13 protein-coding genes are annotated in these 13,822 nt (G+C 51.1%); 9 read left to right on the top strand and 4 right to left on the bottom strand.

Annotated features, from left to right (window positions below):
* Positions 1-32 precede the first annotated feature (32 nt).
* The gene (gene rluB / locus OGX90_RS12955) at positions 33-908 is read left to right on the top strand and encodes a 23S rRNA pseudouridine(2605) synthase RluB (protein WP_003020625.1); all 876 of its coding nucleotides are present in this window, start codon (positions 33-35) and stop codon (positions 906-908) included.
* Between the two features lie 83 nt (positions 909-991).
* Here the strand turns inward: rluB and cobO are convergent, their stop codons facing one another.
* Together cobO and OGX90_RS12945 are read right to left on the bottom strand one after the other, a co-directional pair.
* Positions 992-1,582, bottom strand: a complete 591-nt coding sequence (gene cobO / locus OGX90_RS12950; RefSeq protein ID WP_284878759.1) for a cob(I)yrinic acid a,c-diamide adenosyltransferase — start codon at positions 1,580-1,582, stop codon at positions 992-994.
* Complete coding sequence (locus OGX90_RS12945) at positions 1,579-2,340, bottom strand: YciK family oxidoreductase (protein WP_079935307.1); 762 nt, start codon at positions 2,338-2,340, stop codon at positions 1,579-1,581. Before OGX90_RS12945 ends, cobO begins: the two co-directional genes overlap by 4 nt.
* Positions 2,341-2,560: 220 nt before the next feature.
* Between OGX90_RS12945 and sohB the strand changes: the two genes are divergently transcribed.
* Positions 2,561-3,607, top strand: a complete 1,047-nt coding sequence (sohB, locus tag OGX90_RS12940; RefSeq protein ID WP_032934465.1) for a protease SohB — start codon at positions 2,561-2,563, stop codon at positions 3,605-3,607.
* A 108-nt stretch (positions 3,608-3,715) separates the two neighbouring features.
* Here the strand turns inward: sohB and OGX90_RS12935 are convergent, their stop codons facing one another.
* Positions 3,716-3,967 (bottom strand): YciN family protein, encoded by a 252-nt coding sequence (locus OGX90_RS12935; protein WP_003020616.1) that lies wholly within the window; start codon positions 3,965-3,967, stop codon positions 3,716-3,718.
* Positions 3,968-4,365: 398 nt separating this feature from the next.
* Between OGX90_RS12935 and topA the strand changes: the two genes are divergently transcribed.
* The 5 genes from topA (at position 4,366) to acnA (ending at position 11,755) form a co-directional block, all read left to right on the top strand.
* On the top strand, positions 4,366-6,963 hold the full coding sequence (gene topA, locus OGX90_RS12930) for a type I DNA topoisomerase (RefSeq protein WP_003833325.1): 2,598 nt from the start codon (positions 4,366-4,368) through the stop codon (positions 6,961-6,963).
* A gap of 208 nt (positions 6,964-7,171) precedes the next feature.
* Positions 7,172-8,146: an HTH-type transcriptional regulator CysB gene (gene cysB, locus OGX90_RS12925; RefSeq protein WP_003020610.1), complete on the top strand. Its 975-nt coding sequence runs from the start codon at positions 7,172-7,174 to the stop codon at positions 8,144-8,146.
* Positions 8,147-8,457: 311 nt separating this feature from the next.
* Positions 8,458-8,598 carry a YmiA family putative membrane protein gene (locus OGX90_RS12920; protein WP_213732144.1) on the top strand — a complete coding sequence of 47 codons (141 nt, stop codon included), beginning with the start codon at positions 8,458-8,460 and terminating at the stop codon, positions 8,596-8,598.
* A 2-nt stretch (positions 8,599-8,600) separates the two neighbouring features.
* The gene (locus OGX90_RS12915) at positions 8,601-8,771 is read left to right on the top strand and encodes a YciX family protein (RefSeq protein ID WP_165755481.1); all 171 of its coding nucleotides are present in this window, start codon (positions 8,601-8,603) and stop codon (positions 8,769-8,771) included.
* Between the two features lie 308 nt (positions 8,772-9,079).
* A complete protein-coding gene (gene acnA, locus OGX90_RS12910; protein WP_100272385.1) occupies positions 9,080-11,755 on the top strand; it encodes an aconitate hydratase AcnA in 2,676 nt (891 codons plus the stop codon).
* Between the two features lie 48 nt (positions 11,756-11,803).
* On the opposite strand, the gene ribA is transcribed toward acnA, so the two are convergent.
* Positions 11,804-12,394 carry a GTP cyclohydrolase II gene (gene ribA / locus OGX90_RS12905; RefSeq protein WP_003020601.1) on the bottom strand — a complete coding sequence of 197 codons (591 nt, stop codon included), beginning with the start codon at positions 12,392-12,394 and terminating at the stop codon, positions 11,804-11,806.
* 201 nt (positions 12,395-12,595) lie between these two features.
* On the opposite strand from ribA, the gene pgpB reads away from it, so the two are divergent.
* The gene (gene pgpB, locus OGX90_RS12900; RefSeq protein WP_003833318.1) at positions 12,596-13,360 is read left to right on the top strand and encodes a phosphatidylglycerophosphatase B; all 765 of its coding nucleotides are present in this window, start codon (positions 12,596-12,598) and stop codon (positions 13,358-13,360) included.
* Positions 13,361-13,509: 149 nt separating this feature from the next.
* Entirely contained in the window at positions 13,510-13,818 is a 309-nt protein-coding gene (locus OGX90_RS12895) for a LapA family protein (RefSeq protein WP_003020595.1), read from the top strand.
* The last annotated feature ends 4 nt before the right edge of the window (positions 13,819-13,822 follow it).

Raw genomic sequence — 13,822 nt, 5'->3', positions numbered from 1 at the left:
CGCCTGTGAAGGCGACATCTAAAGGAAGCTCTATGAGCGAAAAGTTACAAAAAGTGCTGGCGCGCGCTGGCCACGGTTCTCGCCGTGAAATCGAATCTATTATTGCCGCGGGTCGCGTGAGCGTTGATGGCAAAATTGCCACGCTCGGCGATCGCGTTGAAGTCACTCCGGGTCTGAAAATCCGTATCGACGGTCATCTGATTTCGGTTAAAGAGTCTGCAGAGCAAATCTGCCGCGTTCTGGCCTATTACAAACCAGAAGGTGAACTGTGTACCCGCAACGACCCGGAAGGTCGTCCGACCGTGTTCGATCGTTTGCCAAAACTGCGTGATGCTCGCTGGATTGCCGTAGGGCGTCTGGACGTGAATACCTGCGGTTTACTGCTGTTTACCACCGATGGTGAACTGGCTAACCGTCTGATGCACCCAAGCCGTGAAGTTGAACGTGAATATGCGGTACGTGTGTTTGGTCAGGTTGATGATGCAAAACTGCGCGATCTGAGTCGTGGCGTACAGCTGGAAGATGGTCCGGCGGCATTTAAAACGATCAAGTTCAGCGGTGGTGAAGGGATCAACCAGTGGTATAACGTCACGCTGACCGAAGGGCGTAACCGTGAAGTCCGTCGCCTGTGGGAAGCTGTAGGTGTACAGGTAAGCCGTCTTATTCGTGTTCGTTACGGTGATATCCCGCTGCCGAAAGGCCTGCCGCGTGGTGGCTGGACCGAGCTTGACCTCGCGCAGACCAACTATCTGCGTGAACTGGTGGAACTGAAGCCGGAAACGACCTCTAAAGTTGCCGTCGAGAAAGATCGTCGTCGCATGAAGGCAAATCAGATCCGTCGTGCGGTGAAGCGCCACTCACAGGTCGGTAGCAGCCGTCGTCCGGGTGGTCGTAGCAACAACGGATAATTATGAGTGGGCCTGATAAGCAAAGCGCCATCAGGCCTTAGCGTGGAGCCGGATGCGGCGCAAGCGCCTTATCCGGCCTACTGTCAGTAATCAATCCCTATCTGGGCCTTCACGCCCGCTTCAAACGCATGCTTGACCGGGCGCAACTCGCTGACCGTATCCGCTAACTCCAGAATATCGCGATGACATCCACGGCCGGTGATAATCACCGTTTGATGGGCAGGGCGCGCGTTTAGGGCAATGATGACCTCTTCAAGCGGCAGATAGTCGTATGCCACCATGTAGGTCAGCTCGTCCAGCACCACCATATCCAGTTTATCGTCGGCCAGCATCCGCTTACCGTGTTCCCACACGGCCATACAGGCCGCGGTGTCGGACTCACGGTTTTGCGTTTCCCAGGTAAATCCTGTTGCCATAACCTGAAACTCTACGCCGTGGGGTTCAAGTAAGTTACGTTCTCCGTTTGGCCACGTACCTTTAATAAATTGTACGACGCCGACTTTTTTACCGTGGCCCACCGCGCGCGTGGCGGTACCGAATGCGGCGGTGGTTTTACCCTTACCATTTCCGGTGAATACGATGATGATCCCGCGCTCGTCCGTAGCGGCGGCAACGCGTGCGTCAACCCGATCTTTTACGCGCTGTTGACGTTGCTGATAGCGTTCTTCACTCATTGGGCAATTCCTGGTTTACGGCCCGGCTGGGCGTCAAAAGTCATACCGGTTTTACGGCGGCTGTCATCGCCCATCAGCCACAGGTAGAGCGGCATAATATCGGCGGGAGTTTTCAATTTTTGTGGATCTTCCGTGGGGAATGCGCTGGCTCGCATGCCAGTTCGTGTTCCACCAGGATTGATACAGTTTACGCGCAGATGACGGTTTTGATACTCATCAGCCAGAACCTGCATCATCCCTTCGGTAGCAAATTTTGATGTGGCATACGCCCCCCAATTGGCGCGTCCCTGGCGGCCGACGCTGGAAGAGGTAAAGACCAGCGATCCGGCATCGGATTTGAGTAACAACGGCAGCAATGCCTGAGTCAGCATAAAAGTGGCATTCACATTTACCTGCATCACATCCTGCCAGACCTGCGGGTTTTGTTCACTCATTGGGCAAATATCGCCGAGTAATCCGGCGTTATGCAGTACGCCATCCAGACGTGAGAAATGTGCGGCAATGCGCTGTGCAAGCTGGTGACATTCTTCAGAGGTACAGGTCAGTAAATCCAGTGTAAACCACTGTGGTTGTGTCCCGTTTTCATCGGCGATAGTGCGGGCAACCTGACGCAGTTTTTCTTCGTTACGCCCAAGCAGGATAACGGTCGCGCCATAGCGTGCATAGGTCTGCGCGGCTTCGCGTCCGATACCATCGCTGGCACCGGTGACAAGAATAATGCGGCCCTGTAAAAGGTCTTGTTTAGGTTGGTAATGCACGGCTACTCCTCGGCGACGCCTGGCCATCTCGTTCGCAATAACTTTTGGGCTTTATGCCTTAAACCCTGTTCTTTTTCAATCAGCCAAAGGCAATAACACCGCAAAATGAACGCTTTGTCATGCTTTTTACTGATTCAGCACTGGATGTATGAAGCAAGACGAGGTGACACGCCTGTTGTACACTGAGCGGAAGTCGCGTTGTTTAACCAAGGTGGGTCTTGTGGAATTGTTGTCTGAATATGGGCTGTTTTTGGCAAAAATTGTCACTGTCGTGGTGGCTATTGCAGTGGTGGTGATGCTGATCGTAAACGCGACACAACGCAAACGTCAGCGTGGGGAATTGCGGGTTATTAACCTCAGCGATCAATATAAAGAGATGAAGGAAGATCTGTCGCTGGCCTTATTGGATGGGCATCAGCAAAAATTCTGGCATAAGGCGCAGAAAAAGAAACAGAAGCTGGAGGCGAAGGCCGCCAAGGCAAAAGCGAAACTGGGTGACAGTACGTCATCAGATAAACCTCGTGTATGGGTGCTTGATTTTAAAGGCAGTATGGATGCCCATGAGGTCAGCGCATTACGTGAAGAGGTGACGGCGGTGCTGGCGGTTGTTAAACCTCAGGATCAGGTGGTGGTTCGTCTGGAAAGCCCGGGCGGTGTGGTACATGGTTATGGCCTGGCTGCGTCCCAGTTACAACGCCTGCGCGATAAGCAGATCCCACTGACCGTCACGGTAGATAAAGTCGCTGCGAGCGGCGGATATATGATGGCCTGCGTGGCAGATAAAATTGTTTCGGCGCCGTTTGCTATCGTCGGCTCAATTGGCGTGGTGGCGCAGATCCCGAACTTTAACCGCTTCCTGAAAGGGAAAGATATTGATATCGAACTGCACACCGCCGGACAGTACAAGCGTACGTTGACGCTGCTTGGCGAGAACACGGAAGAAGGGCGGCAGAAATTCCGTGAAGATCTGAACGAAACACATCATTTGTTTAAAGATTTTGTCCATCGTATGCGCCCGACTCTGGACATTGAGCAGGTTGCCACGGGTGAACACTGGTTTGGTCAACAGGCGCTGGCAAATGGGCTGGTGGATGAGATCAACACCAGCGATGAGGTGATCCTCGGGCTGATGGAAGGTCGTGAAGTGTTGAACGTTCGCTATCTGCAGCGTAAAAAGCTGATGGATCGTTTTACCGGTAGTGCGGCGGAGAGCGCCGATCGTTTGCTGATGCGCTGGTGGCAGCGGGGGCAGAAGCCACTGATGTAAAATTGTCATTGCCGGATAGCGATGCTCACATATCCTATCCGGCCTACAAATAGGCATCAATGTAGGCTGGATAAGGTGTTGCCGCCATCCGGCAAATTATTTCTCGAGTTAATCGATCAAGTGATACTTTTCAGAAAGTACGTGCGCCAGGTGTTTAAACATATTAAACACAGCCGTACTTTTGGGCGTTGGTAGCCCTTGCTCGTCTAAAAAGTAATCTCCGCTGAAAACCAGCACGCCGTTTCGCTGTGTAACGCCGGTGGCGACAATCCCCGCCAGCGTGTCCTCATGCTCACGAATGATTTTGTTGGCTTCAATCAGCAGTGTTTCGCGATCGATGGGTTGAGTGTCTTTATGCATGATTTACTCCTTAAACAAGGACATTAGTCTACGCTGAGCCCGCCTTATGGGCAAATATTCCCTGACATAAATGAAGGTTTTACGACAGTGTTACAACTGGCGAGATTTGTTTTTGCATGCTAATAAAGTTGCGTAACGCATTTTATCAGGTACAGTGTGACGCTTTCGTCAATCTGGCAACAGATTTGCTTGACATTCGACCAATACTTCGTCGTGCTAGAGCGTTTGTGAGAAAAAAAGCCTGTTAACTCAGTTACATGAGAGTTACATTACAAGCGCGAAACAGTTTAAGGGGTTGATATCCGCCGACGCAGAGACCATATCGATGTCTCGTCGCCAGTGGAAGGTGAATCAACGTGCGACGCATTCTGGAAGAATCAAATTAGGTAAAGGTGAATATGGGTAAAGCTCTTGTCATCGTTGAGTCCCCGGCAAAAGCCAAAACGATCAACAAGTATCTGGGTAATGACTACGTGGTGAAATCCAGCGTCGGTCATATCCGTGATTTGCCGACCAGTGGCTCAGCAACTAAAAAGAGCGCCGACTCAACCTCCACCAAAACGGCTAAAAAGCCCAAAAAGGATGAACGTGGCGCTCTCGTCAACCGTATGGGTGTTGACCCGTGGCACAACTGGGATGCGCGCTATGAAGTGCTGCCTGGTAAAGAGAAAGTTGTTTCTGAACTGAAGCAACTGGCTGAAAAAGCCGACCACATCTATCTCGCAACCGACCTTGACCGTGAAGGGGAAGCCATTGCATGGCACCTGCGGGAAGTCATCGGTGGCGACGACACCCGCTACAGCCGCGTGGTGTTTAACGAAATTACCAAAAATGCTATTCGCCAGGCGTTTGAAAAACCGGGCGAGTTGAACATCGATCGTGTTAATGCGCAACAGGCGCGCCGCTTTATGGACCGTGTGGTGGGCTATATGGTGTCGCCACTGCTGTGGAAAAAAATTGCGCGTGGTCTGTCTGCCGGTCGCGTACAGTCTGTGGCTGTGCGTCTGGTGGTTGAGCGTGAACGCGAAATCAAAGCATTTGTTCCAGAAGAGTTCTGGGAAATTGATGCTAACACGACCACGCCGGGCGGTGACGCGTTGCCGCTTGAGGTGACGCATCAAAATGATAAACCGTTCCGTCCTGTAAATCGGGAACAAACGCTTGCCGCAGTTAGCCTGTTGGAAAAAGCGCGCTATAGCGTCCTGGAACGTGAAGATAAACCGACCAGCAGCAAGCCGAGCGCACCGTTCATTACCTCCACGCTACAGCAGGCTGCGAGCACGCGTCTGGGCTTTGGTGTGAAGAAAACCATGATGATGGCGCAGCGCTTGTATGAAGCGGGTTACATCACTTACATGCGTACTGACTCAACCAATCTGAGCCAGGATGCTGTCACCATGGTTCGCGATTACATCAGTGATAATTTTGGCAAAAAATATTTGCCGGAGAGCGCGAACCAGTACGCCAGCAAAGAGAACTCGCAGGAAGCACACGAAGCTATCCGTCCTTCCGATGTCGCCGTACTGGCGGAGTCGCTGAAAGATATGGAAGCCGATGCGCAAAAACTGTATCAGCTGATCTGGCGCCAGTTTGTTGCTTGTCAGATGACGCCAGCGAAATATGACTCTACCACCCTGACCGTGGGTGCGGGTGATTTCCGTCTGAAAGCGCGTGGTCGTATTCTGCGCTTCGATGGTTGGACCAAAGTGATGCCAGCGCTGCGTAAGGGCGATGAAGATCGCATCTTACCGGCGGTGGACAAAGGCGATACCTTGACGCTTATCGAGCTGACACCTGCGCAGCATTTCACCAAGCCGCCTGCGCGCTTCAGTGAAGCTTCGCTGGTTAAAGAGCTTGAAAAGCGTGGCATTGGTCGTCCATCCACCTATGCGTCGATCATCTCTACGATTCAGGATCGCGGTTATGTTCGCGTTGAAAACCGTCGCTTCTACGCTGAAAAAATGGGTGAAATCGTCACCGATCGTCTGGAAGAAAACTTCCGCGAGCTGATGAACTACGATTTTACCGCGCAGATGGAAGACAGCCTCGACCAGGTGGCGAATCACGAAGCCGAATGGAAGGGCGTACTCGACAACTTCTTCACTGATTTTACTCAGCAGTTAGATAAAGCCGAGAAAGATCCTGAAGAAGGCGGTATGCGTCCGAACCAGATGGTGCTGACCAGCATTGATTGCCCGACCTGCGGACGCAAGATGGGTATTCGTACCGCCAGTACCGGCGTTTTCCTTGGTTGCTCCGGCTACGCACTTTCCCCGAAAGAGCGTTGCAAAACCACCATTAACCTGGTGCCGGAAAACGAAGTATTGAACGTGCTGGAAGGCGATGACGCTGAAACGAACGCATTGCGCGCCAAACGCCGCTGCCAGAAGTGCGGTACAGCAATGGACAGTTATCTCATCGATCCTAAGCGTAAATTGCATGTGTGTGGTAATAACCCAACCTGCGACGGCTACGAGATCGAAGAGGGTGAATTCCGTATCAAGGGTTATGACGGTCCTATCGTAGAGTGCGAAAAATGTGGTTCTGAAATGCACCTGAAAATGGGACGTTTCGGCAAGTACATGGCGTGTACTAACGACGAGTGTAAAAACACCCGTAAGATCCTGCGTAACGGTGAAGTTGCTCCGCCGAAAGAAGATCCGGTTCCGCTGCCGGAACTGCCGTGTGAAAAATCTGACGCGTATTTCGTGTTACGTGATGGTGCTGCAGGTATCTTCCTGGCGGCCAATACGTTCCCGAAATCACGTGAGACTCGTGCGCCGTTGGTGGAAGAGTTGTACCGCTTCCGCGATCGCCTGCCGGAAAAACTGCGTTATCTGGCAGATGCGCCGCAAACTGACCCGGATGGTAACAAGTCTATGGTTCGTTTCAGCCGTAAAACCAAGCAGCAATACGTTGCCGCTGAGAAAGACGGTAAGGCGACTGGCTGGTCCGCGTTCTTCGTTGACGGTAAATGGGTAGAAGGGAAGAAATAACAGCGTTTCGGCTGAATTTCTCCTCAAAGGGTCGCGTAAGCGGCCCTTTTTGTTTCTGGCATATTATTTTTTGTCATACCTATACAGCGTACATATAAATGATATAGTGGTTATAGTTAACAGACTTTTTATTATTAAATCGTATTAGCAGCGCCCACGAGCCTGCACTGAAACGATGATTTGATGGCGCGAATCGGGATGGCATAACATGAAATTACAGCAGCTTCGCTACATTGTTGAGGTGGTGAACCACAACCTTAATGTCTCCTCAACGGCGGAAGGGCTTTATACCTCTCAGCCCGGTATCAGTAAGCAAGTTCGTATGCTGGAAGATGAACTTGGCATCCAGATTTTCGCCCGTAGTGGTAAGCATCTGACCCAGGTTACGCCAGCGGGGCAGGAAGTCATCCGTATTGCGCGCGAAGTACTGTCTAAGGTAGATGCTATTAAGTCCGTTGCTGGCGAACATACCTGGCCGGATAAAGGCTCGCTATATATCGCCACCACGCACACCCAGGCACGTTACGCTTTGCCGAACGTGATTAAGGGTTTTATTGAGCGATATCCTCGTGTTTCATTGCATATGCATCAGGGATCGCCGACGCAAATTGCCGAAGCCGTCTCGAAAGGGAATGCGGATTTTGCCATCGCGACGGAAGCCCTGCATCTGTATGACGATCTGGTGATGTTACCTTGCTACCACTGGAACCGTTCGATTGTCGTCACGCCGGATCATCCGCTGGCGGGAAAATCCTCGGTTTCTATTGAGGAACTGGCACAGTATCCACTGGTGACCTACACCTTTGGATTTACCGGGCGTTCGGAGCTGGACACCGCGTTTAACCGTGCGGGTCTGGAGCCGCGTATTGTTTTTACCGCGACCGATGCCGATGTTATTAAAACCTATGTCCGTCTGGGTCTCGGCGTGGGTGTAATTGCCAGTATGGCGGTTGATCCTGTTTCCGATCCTGACCTGGTACGTGTGGATGCGCACGATATCTTCAGCCATAGCACCACCAAAATTGGTTTTCGTCGCAGCACCTTCTTACGTAGTTACATGTATGATTTCATTCAACGTTTCGCGCCGCATCTGACGCGTGATGTGGTGGACACGGCGGTGGCGCTGCGTTCCAACGATGATATTGAAGCCATGTTTAAAGATATTAAATTGCCTGAGAAATAATAACGGTTGTTACCTCGTCGGTATCTATAAGCATAAAGTGATACCGACGGGGGAGTCTGAATTCATTATTTCTCCTCCTATATATTAACCATATATTATTTATGGAAAAAGTTCTCTAAAGTAGTTTCAAATTAGTCAGCTTGCCAAAAATCACGCTCAAATATTCATAATTGATCAAACAATTGATTTATTTATCAGATCGAGTCCGAAAATTAACTGGCTTTTTTTTGCCTTTTTTATTAGGATTCCTCCTATCTGATGATTAATTGTACCAATTGTTTGGTGCCTAAATGATAAGTGATTTCGATAGTATGAGGTTAGCGATGCCTTCAGGAAACCAGCCTGCACGCCGGGATCCCGCGATGAAACGTAAAGCCTGGTTCGCCGTGTTTCTTGGCTCTGCGATATTCTGGATTATTGTCGCACTCGTGGCCTGGAACGTGTGGGGGTAAGTATGTCCGCACCGGAGCAGCACTCTACCGTGACGCCAGCGTCTCATGACCATGAGCAAGAGAGCAAAACCGTCGCCGAGAAGGAGCCAAAGATACCCGAATCCTGGAATCTTTCTCCTGAACAACGGGCGTTTATTGATCTGTTAACCGGTGATGATGAACAGAAACAATAATTCGTACGTATTTTATAATAATAACGATTACCTCGTGGCCTTAAATATCGAATCGTTTATCCCATGTATTCACCATCAGCCACCTAATCAACGTATTATCGATTGCGCTATTGCCTGCTGAATATTCATCCTATTAATCTACACGGCTAGACCTTCTTCCCTACCATTGACCTCACTTCGCGCTTTTGTATCGCGCGCTACTTTTATCAATTTGAGTTGTTATCAAAGCGTTACATTTTGTTTGTGTTATCTTTAATACTAACCCTGAGGAAATCAGGGGATCCAACCCTGTCATTTAAGGAGGAGCTATGTCGTCGACCCTACGAGAAGCCAGTAAGGACACATTGCAGGTTAAAGATAAAACCTACCGCTACTACAGTTTACCTCTGGCCGCTAAATCACTGGGTGATATCACCCGACTACCCAAATCGCTGAAAGTGTTACTGGAAAACCTGCTTCGTTGGCAGGATGGTAATTCCGTAACCGAAGATGATATTCATGCGCTCGCGCATTGGCTGAAGACTGCCCATGCCGATCGTGAAATTGCCTATCGACCCGCTCGTGTTCTGATGCAGGATTTTACCGGCGTGCCGGCGGTGGTCGATCTGGCCGCCATGCGCGAAGCGGTGAAACGTTTGGGCGGAGATACAGCAAAAGTGAATCCGCTTTCGCCAGTGGACCTTGTCATTGACCACTCGGTAACGGTGGACCGTTTTGGTGATGATGATGCTTTCGAAGAAAACGTTCGCCTGGAAATGGAACGTAACCATGAGCGTTATGTGTTCCTGAAATGGGGACAGCAGGCATTTAGTCGCTTCAGCGTTGTACCACCAGGAACGGGGATTTGCCACCAGGTTAACCTTGAATACCTCGGCAAAGCCGTCTGGAGCGAGTTACAGGACGGTGAGTGGGTGGCTTACCCTGACACGTTGGTCGGAACCGATTCCCATACGACAATGATTAATGGTCTCGGTGTGCTGGGATGGGGCGTTGGAGGCATTGAGGCCGAAGCAGCAATGCTGGGTCAACCCGTCTCTATGCTTATCCCGGATGTTGTGGGCTTTAAACTGGTGGGCAAGCTGCGGGAAGGTATCACCGCGACTGACCTGGTTCTGACCGTCACCCAGATGCTGCGTAAGCACGGCGTGGTCGGTAAATTTGTTGAATTCTACGGTGATGGCCTGGACACCTTACCGCTGGCCGACCGGGCAACCATTGCGAATATGTCACCGGAATACGGCGCAACCTGCGGTTTCTTCCCGATCGATAGCATCACTCTTGAATATATGCGTCTGAGTGGGCGCAGTGAGGAGCAGGTTGAGCTGGTCAGCGCCTATGCCAAAGCGCAGGGCATGTGGCGTAATCCTGGGGATGAACCCGTATTTACCAGTTCACTGGAGCTGGATATGGGCAGTGTAGAAGCTAGCCTTGCCGGACCGAAGCGTCCGCAGGATCGGGTGGCACTGGCTGATGTCCCGAAAGCGTTTTCGGCGAGTAATGAACTCGAAGTGAATAGCTCACTGAAAGATCGCCAGCCAGTGGACTATACAATGAACGGTCACCAGTACCAGCTGCCGGATGGTGCTGTGGTTATTGCGGCGATCACTTCCTGTACCAACACCTCTAACCCAAGCGTATTGATGGCGGCGGGGCTGCTGGCGAAGAAAGCAGTGACGCTTGGTCTGAAACGTCAGCCGTGGGTGAAAGCCTCGCTGGCTCCAGGATCGAAGGTGGTGTCTGATTATCTGGCGCAGGCAGGGTTCACGCCATACCTTGATGAGCTGGGATTTAACCTTGTAGGTTATGGCTGTACCACCTGTATCGGTAACTCGGGTCCGTTACCCGATCCTATCGAGACAGCTATCAAAAAAGGCGACCTCACCGTTGGTGCTGTGCTTTCCGGCAACCGAAACTTTGAGGGGCGTATCCATCCGCTCGTGAAGACCAACTGGTTGGCGTCTCCGCCGCTGGTGGTGGCCTATGCGCTGGCGGGGAATATGAATATCAATCTGACTAAAGATCCTTTAGGGCATGACAGAAAGGGCGATCCCGTATATCTGAAAGATATCTGGCCGACGGCTCAGGAAATTGCCCGTGCCGTGGAGCAGGTTTCTACCGCCATGTTCCATAAAGAGTATGCTGAAGTGTTTGAAGGCACGCCAGAATGGAAAGCAATCCAGGTCGATCGGGCTGATACCTATGGCTGGCAGTCTGACTCAACCTATATCCGCTTGTCGCCGTTCTTCGATGGTATGCAGGCGACGCCGGATCCGGTCCAGGACATTCATGGTGCGCGTATCCTTGCAATGCTTGGAGATTCCGTCACCACCGACCATATTTCTCCTGCAGGTAGTATTAAGCCGGACAGCCCGGCGGGGCGTTATCTGCAAAGCCACGGCGTAGAGCGTAAAGATTTTAACTCCTACGGTTCGCGGCGCGGGAATCATGAAGTCATGATGCGTGGTACCTTTGCCAATATTCGTATTCGCAATGAGATGGTGCCCGGCGTGGAAGGTGGGATGACGCGTCATTTGCCGGGAACTGAGGTAGTGGCTATCTATGATGCGGCTATGCAATATCAACAGGAGAATATTCCCCTGGCGGTTATTGCCGGGAAAGAGTATGGCTCTGGCTCCAGTCGCGACTGGGCGGCAAAAGGCCCGCGCTTGCTGGGGGTTCGCGTGGTTATTGCTGAATCCTTTGAGCGAATTCACCGTTCTAACCTGATTGGTATGGGGATTTTGCCGCTGGAATTCCCACAGGGCGTCACGCGTAAAACGCTGGGACTAACCGGTGAGGAAGCGATCGATATTACGGATCTGCAAAACATCAAACCGGGTGCAACAGTGCCGGTGAGTATGGTTCGCTCGGATGGACGTAAAGAAGTTGTTTTATGCCGCTGCCGTATCGATACCGCGACGGAGCTAACGTACTACCAAAACGATGGCATTCTGCACTACGTGATTCGTAATATGTTGAGCTAGAAGTAAAAAGCCTGCGAGAGCAGGCTTTTTTATCGACGGTAACAACTATTACTTGCCCAGCAAATGTCCCATCTTGGCGGCTTTGGTGTCCAGGTAATGTTCATTGTTCGGGTTACGACCCACAATCAGCGGCACGCGTTCAACAATGTTGATTCCCGCTTCGGTCAGAATTTCCACTTTTTTCGGGTTATTGGTCAGCAAACGAACTTCGTCCACACCAAGCAGCTTGAACATATCCGCACACAGCGTGAAATCACGCTCATCTGCCGCAAAGCCCAACTGATGGTTAGCTTCAACGGTATCATAACCCTGGTCCTGCAACGCGTAGGCGCGGATTTTATTGAGCAGGCCGATATTGCGTCCTTCCTGACGATGATAAAGCAGGATACCGCGCCCTTCTTCAGCAATATGGGTGAGAGCCGCTTCGAGCTGGAAACCGCAATCGCAACGCAGGCTAAACAATGCATCGCCAGTCAGACATTCGGAGTGGACACGGGCCAGGACAGGCGTTTGGCCTGTGATATCGCCAAAAACCAGTGCGACGTGATCGTGTCCGGTTGCCAGTTCTTCAAATCCCACCATCAGGAAATCACCCCAGGGGGTTGGCAGTTTGGCTTCTGCCACACGTTTAAGCTGCATGTAATTCTCCAGATTATGCTGGCACTGTCGTGCCGTCGCCTGTTGGCTTCTGTTCTATATTGCACTATTTTGCCATAAGGCAACGATGTTCACCTAATCGCGACAACGGATTCGCTTTTGGAATGGCACAAAATTGTCAATTTCCCCGGCATGCGCTTTTTTCAGTTATGATTGTGAGACTTATCGACGAAAGGAGAGGCAATGCTGTCAATTGCAAAGCGCACTGCGGTCGGGGCCGGGCTGCTACTTATTATGCCGGTTGCCGTATGGGTATCGGGCTGGAGCTGGCAGCCGGGACATAACGTTTGGTGGCTAAAATCTCTGTACTGGATAACGGAAACGGTGACCCAGCCGTGGGGCATTATCACTCACGTTGTTCTCTGTGCATGGTTTCTGTGGTGTCTGCGTTTTCGTCTGAAAGCTGCGGTAATGCTGTTTGCGATCCTGGCTGCGGCAATTTTAGTCGGTCAGGGCGTGAAGTCCTGGGTTAAAGACAGGGTGCAGGAACCTCGGCCCTTTGTCGTGTGGCTGGAAAAAACGCACCATATTCCGGTTGATGAGTTCTACACTTTAAAACGTAAAGATCGTGGTCACTTAGTTAAAGAGCAATTGGCAGAACAACAGGATATTCCGACGTTTCTACGTAAGCACTGGCAAAAAGAAACGGGTTTTGCCTTTCCGTCAGGGCATACGATGTTTGCCGCCAGTTGGGCTTTACTGGCAGTAGGGCTGTTATGGCCACGCCGACGTACGCTGACGATTGTGTTTTTACTTATCTGGGCTACGGGCGTTATGGGCAGCCGCTTGCTATTAGGCATGCACTGGCCCCGTGATTTGGTCGTTGCAACGCTGATTTCATGGTTGCTGGTAACACTGGCGACGTGGCTTGCGCAGCGGGTATGCGGACCCTTAACGCCGCCAGTGCAGGAGGAAAAAGAAATCGCTCAGCGTGAACAAGAAAGTTAGCCATGATTGATTTTTCGAATTTTGCCCTTAAATCAGAAAGGGGAAAGCGCTTTTCCGTTTCGCACTCGTTGTGAAAATGGTAATTTAAAGGGCTCAACGCGGTAAGTTGTACACGATTTATTCGCTCAAACCACATAACGGGAAGTAATGTGAAATATTTACTCATTTTCTTACTGGTGTTGGCGATTTTTGTTATTTCGGTGACATTAGGTGCGCAAAACGATCAACAGGTTACGTTTAATTACCTGCTGGCTCAGGGTGAGTATCGTATCTCTACGCTGCTTGCTGTATTGTTTGCCGCAGGTTTTGCGATTGGTTGGTTAATTTGCGGCCTTTTCTGGCTGAAGGTTCGTGTGTCTCTTGCGCGTGCCGAACGTAAAATCAAACGACTGGAAAACCAGCTTACGCCTGCGACCGACGTTGCGGTTTCTGCCGATTCGTCGGTTGTGAAGGAATAATTAT

Origin of the sequence: Citrobacter sp. Cpo012 (assembly GCF_030333015.1) — a bacterium.
GTDB classification, from domain to species: domain Bacteria; phylum Pseudomonadota; class Gammaproteobacteria; order Enterobacterales; family Enterobacteriaceae; genus Citrobacter; species Citrobacter portucalensis.
Note: the sequence above shows the minus strand (reverse complement) of the source record. Positions and strands in the feature narration are given on the sequence as shown.

Coding starts and splice junctions, on each gene's coding strand:
- acnA (WP_100272385.1), top strand. CDS start 9,080: ATGTCGTCGACCCTACGAGAAGCCAGTAAGGACACATTGCAGGTTAAA.
- rluB (WP_003020625.1), top strand. CDS start 33: ATGAGCGAAAAGTTACAAAAAGTGCTGGCGCGCGCTGGCCACGGTTCT.
- cobO (WP_284878759.1), bottom strand. CDS start 1,582: ATGAGTGAAGAACGCTATCAGCAACGTCAACAGCGCGTAAAAGATCGG.
- OGX90_RS12935 (WP_003020616.1), bottom strand. CDS start 3,967: ATGCATAAAGACACTCAACCCATCGATCGCGAAACACTGCTGATTGAA.
- pgpB (WP_003833318.1), top strand. CDS start 12,596: ATGCTGTCAATTGCAAAGCGCACTGCGGTCGGGGCCGGGCTGCTACTT.
- cysB (WP_003020610.1), top strand. CDS start 7,172: ATGAAATTACAGCAGCTTCGCTACATTGTTGAGGTGGTGAACCACAAC.
- OGX90_RS12920 (WP_213732144.1), top strand. CDS start 8,458: ATGAGGTTAGCGATGCCTTCAGGAAACCAGCCTGCACGCCGGGATCCC.
- OGX90_RS12915 (WP_165755481.1), top strand. CDS start 8,601: ATGTCCGCACCGGAGCAGCACTCTACCGTGACGCCAGCGTCTCATGAC.
- ribA (WP_003020601.1), bottom strand. CDS start 12,394: ATGCAGCTTAAACGTGTGGCAGAAGCCAAACTGCCAACCCCCTGGGGT.
- topA (WP_003833325.1), top strand. CDS start 4,366: ATGGGTAAAGCTCTTGTCATCGTTGAGTCCCCGGCAAAAGCCAAAACG.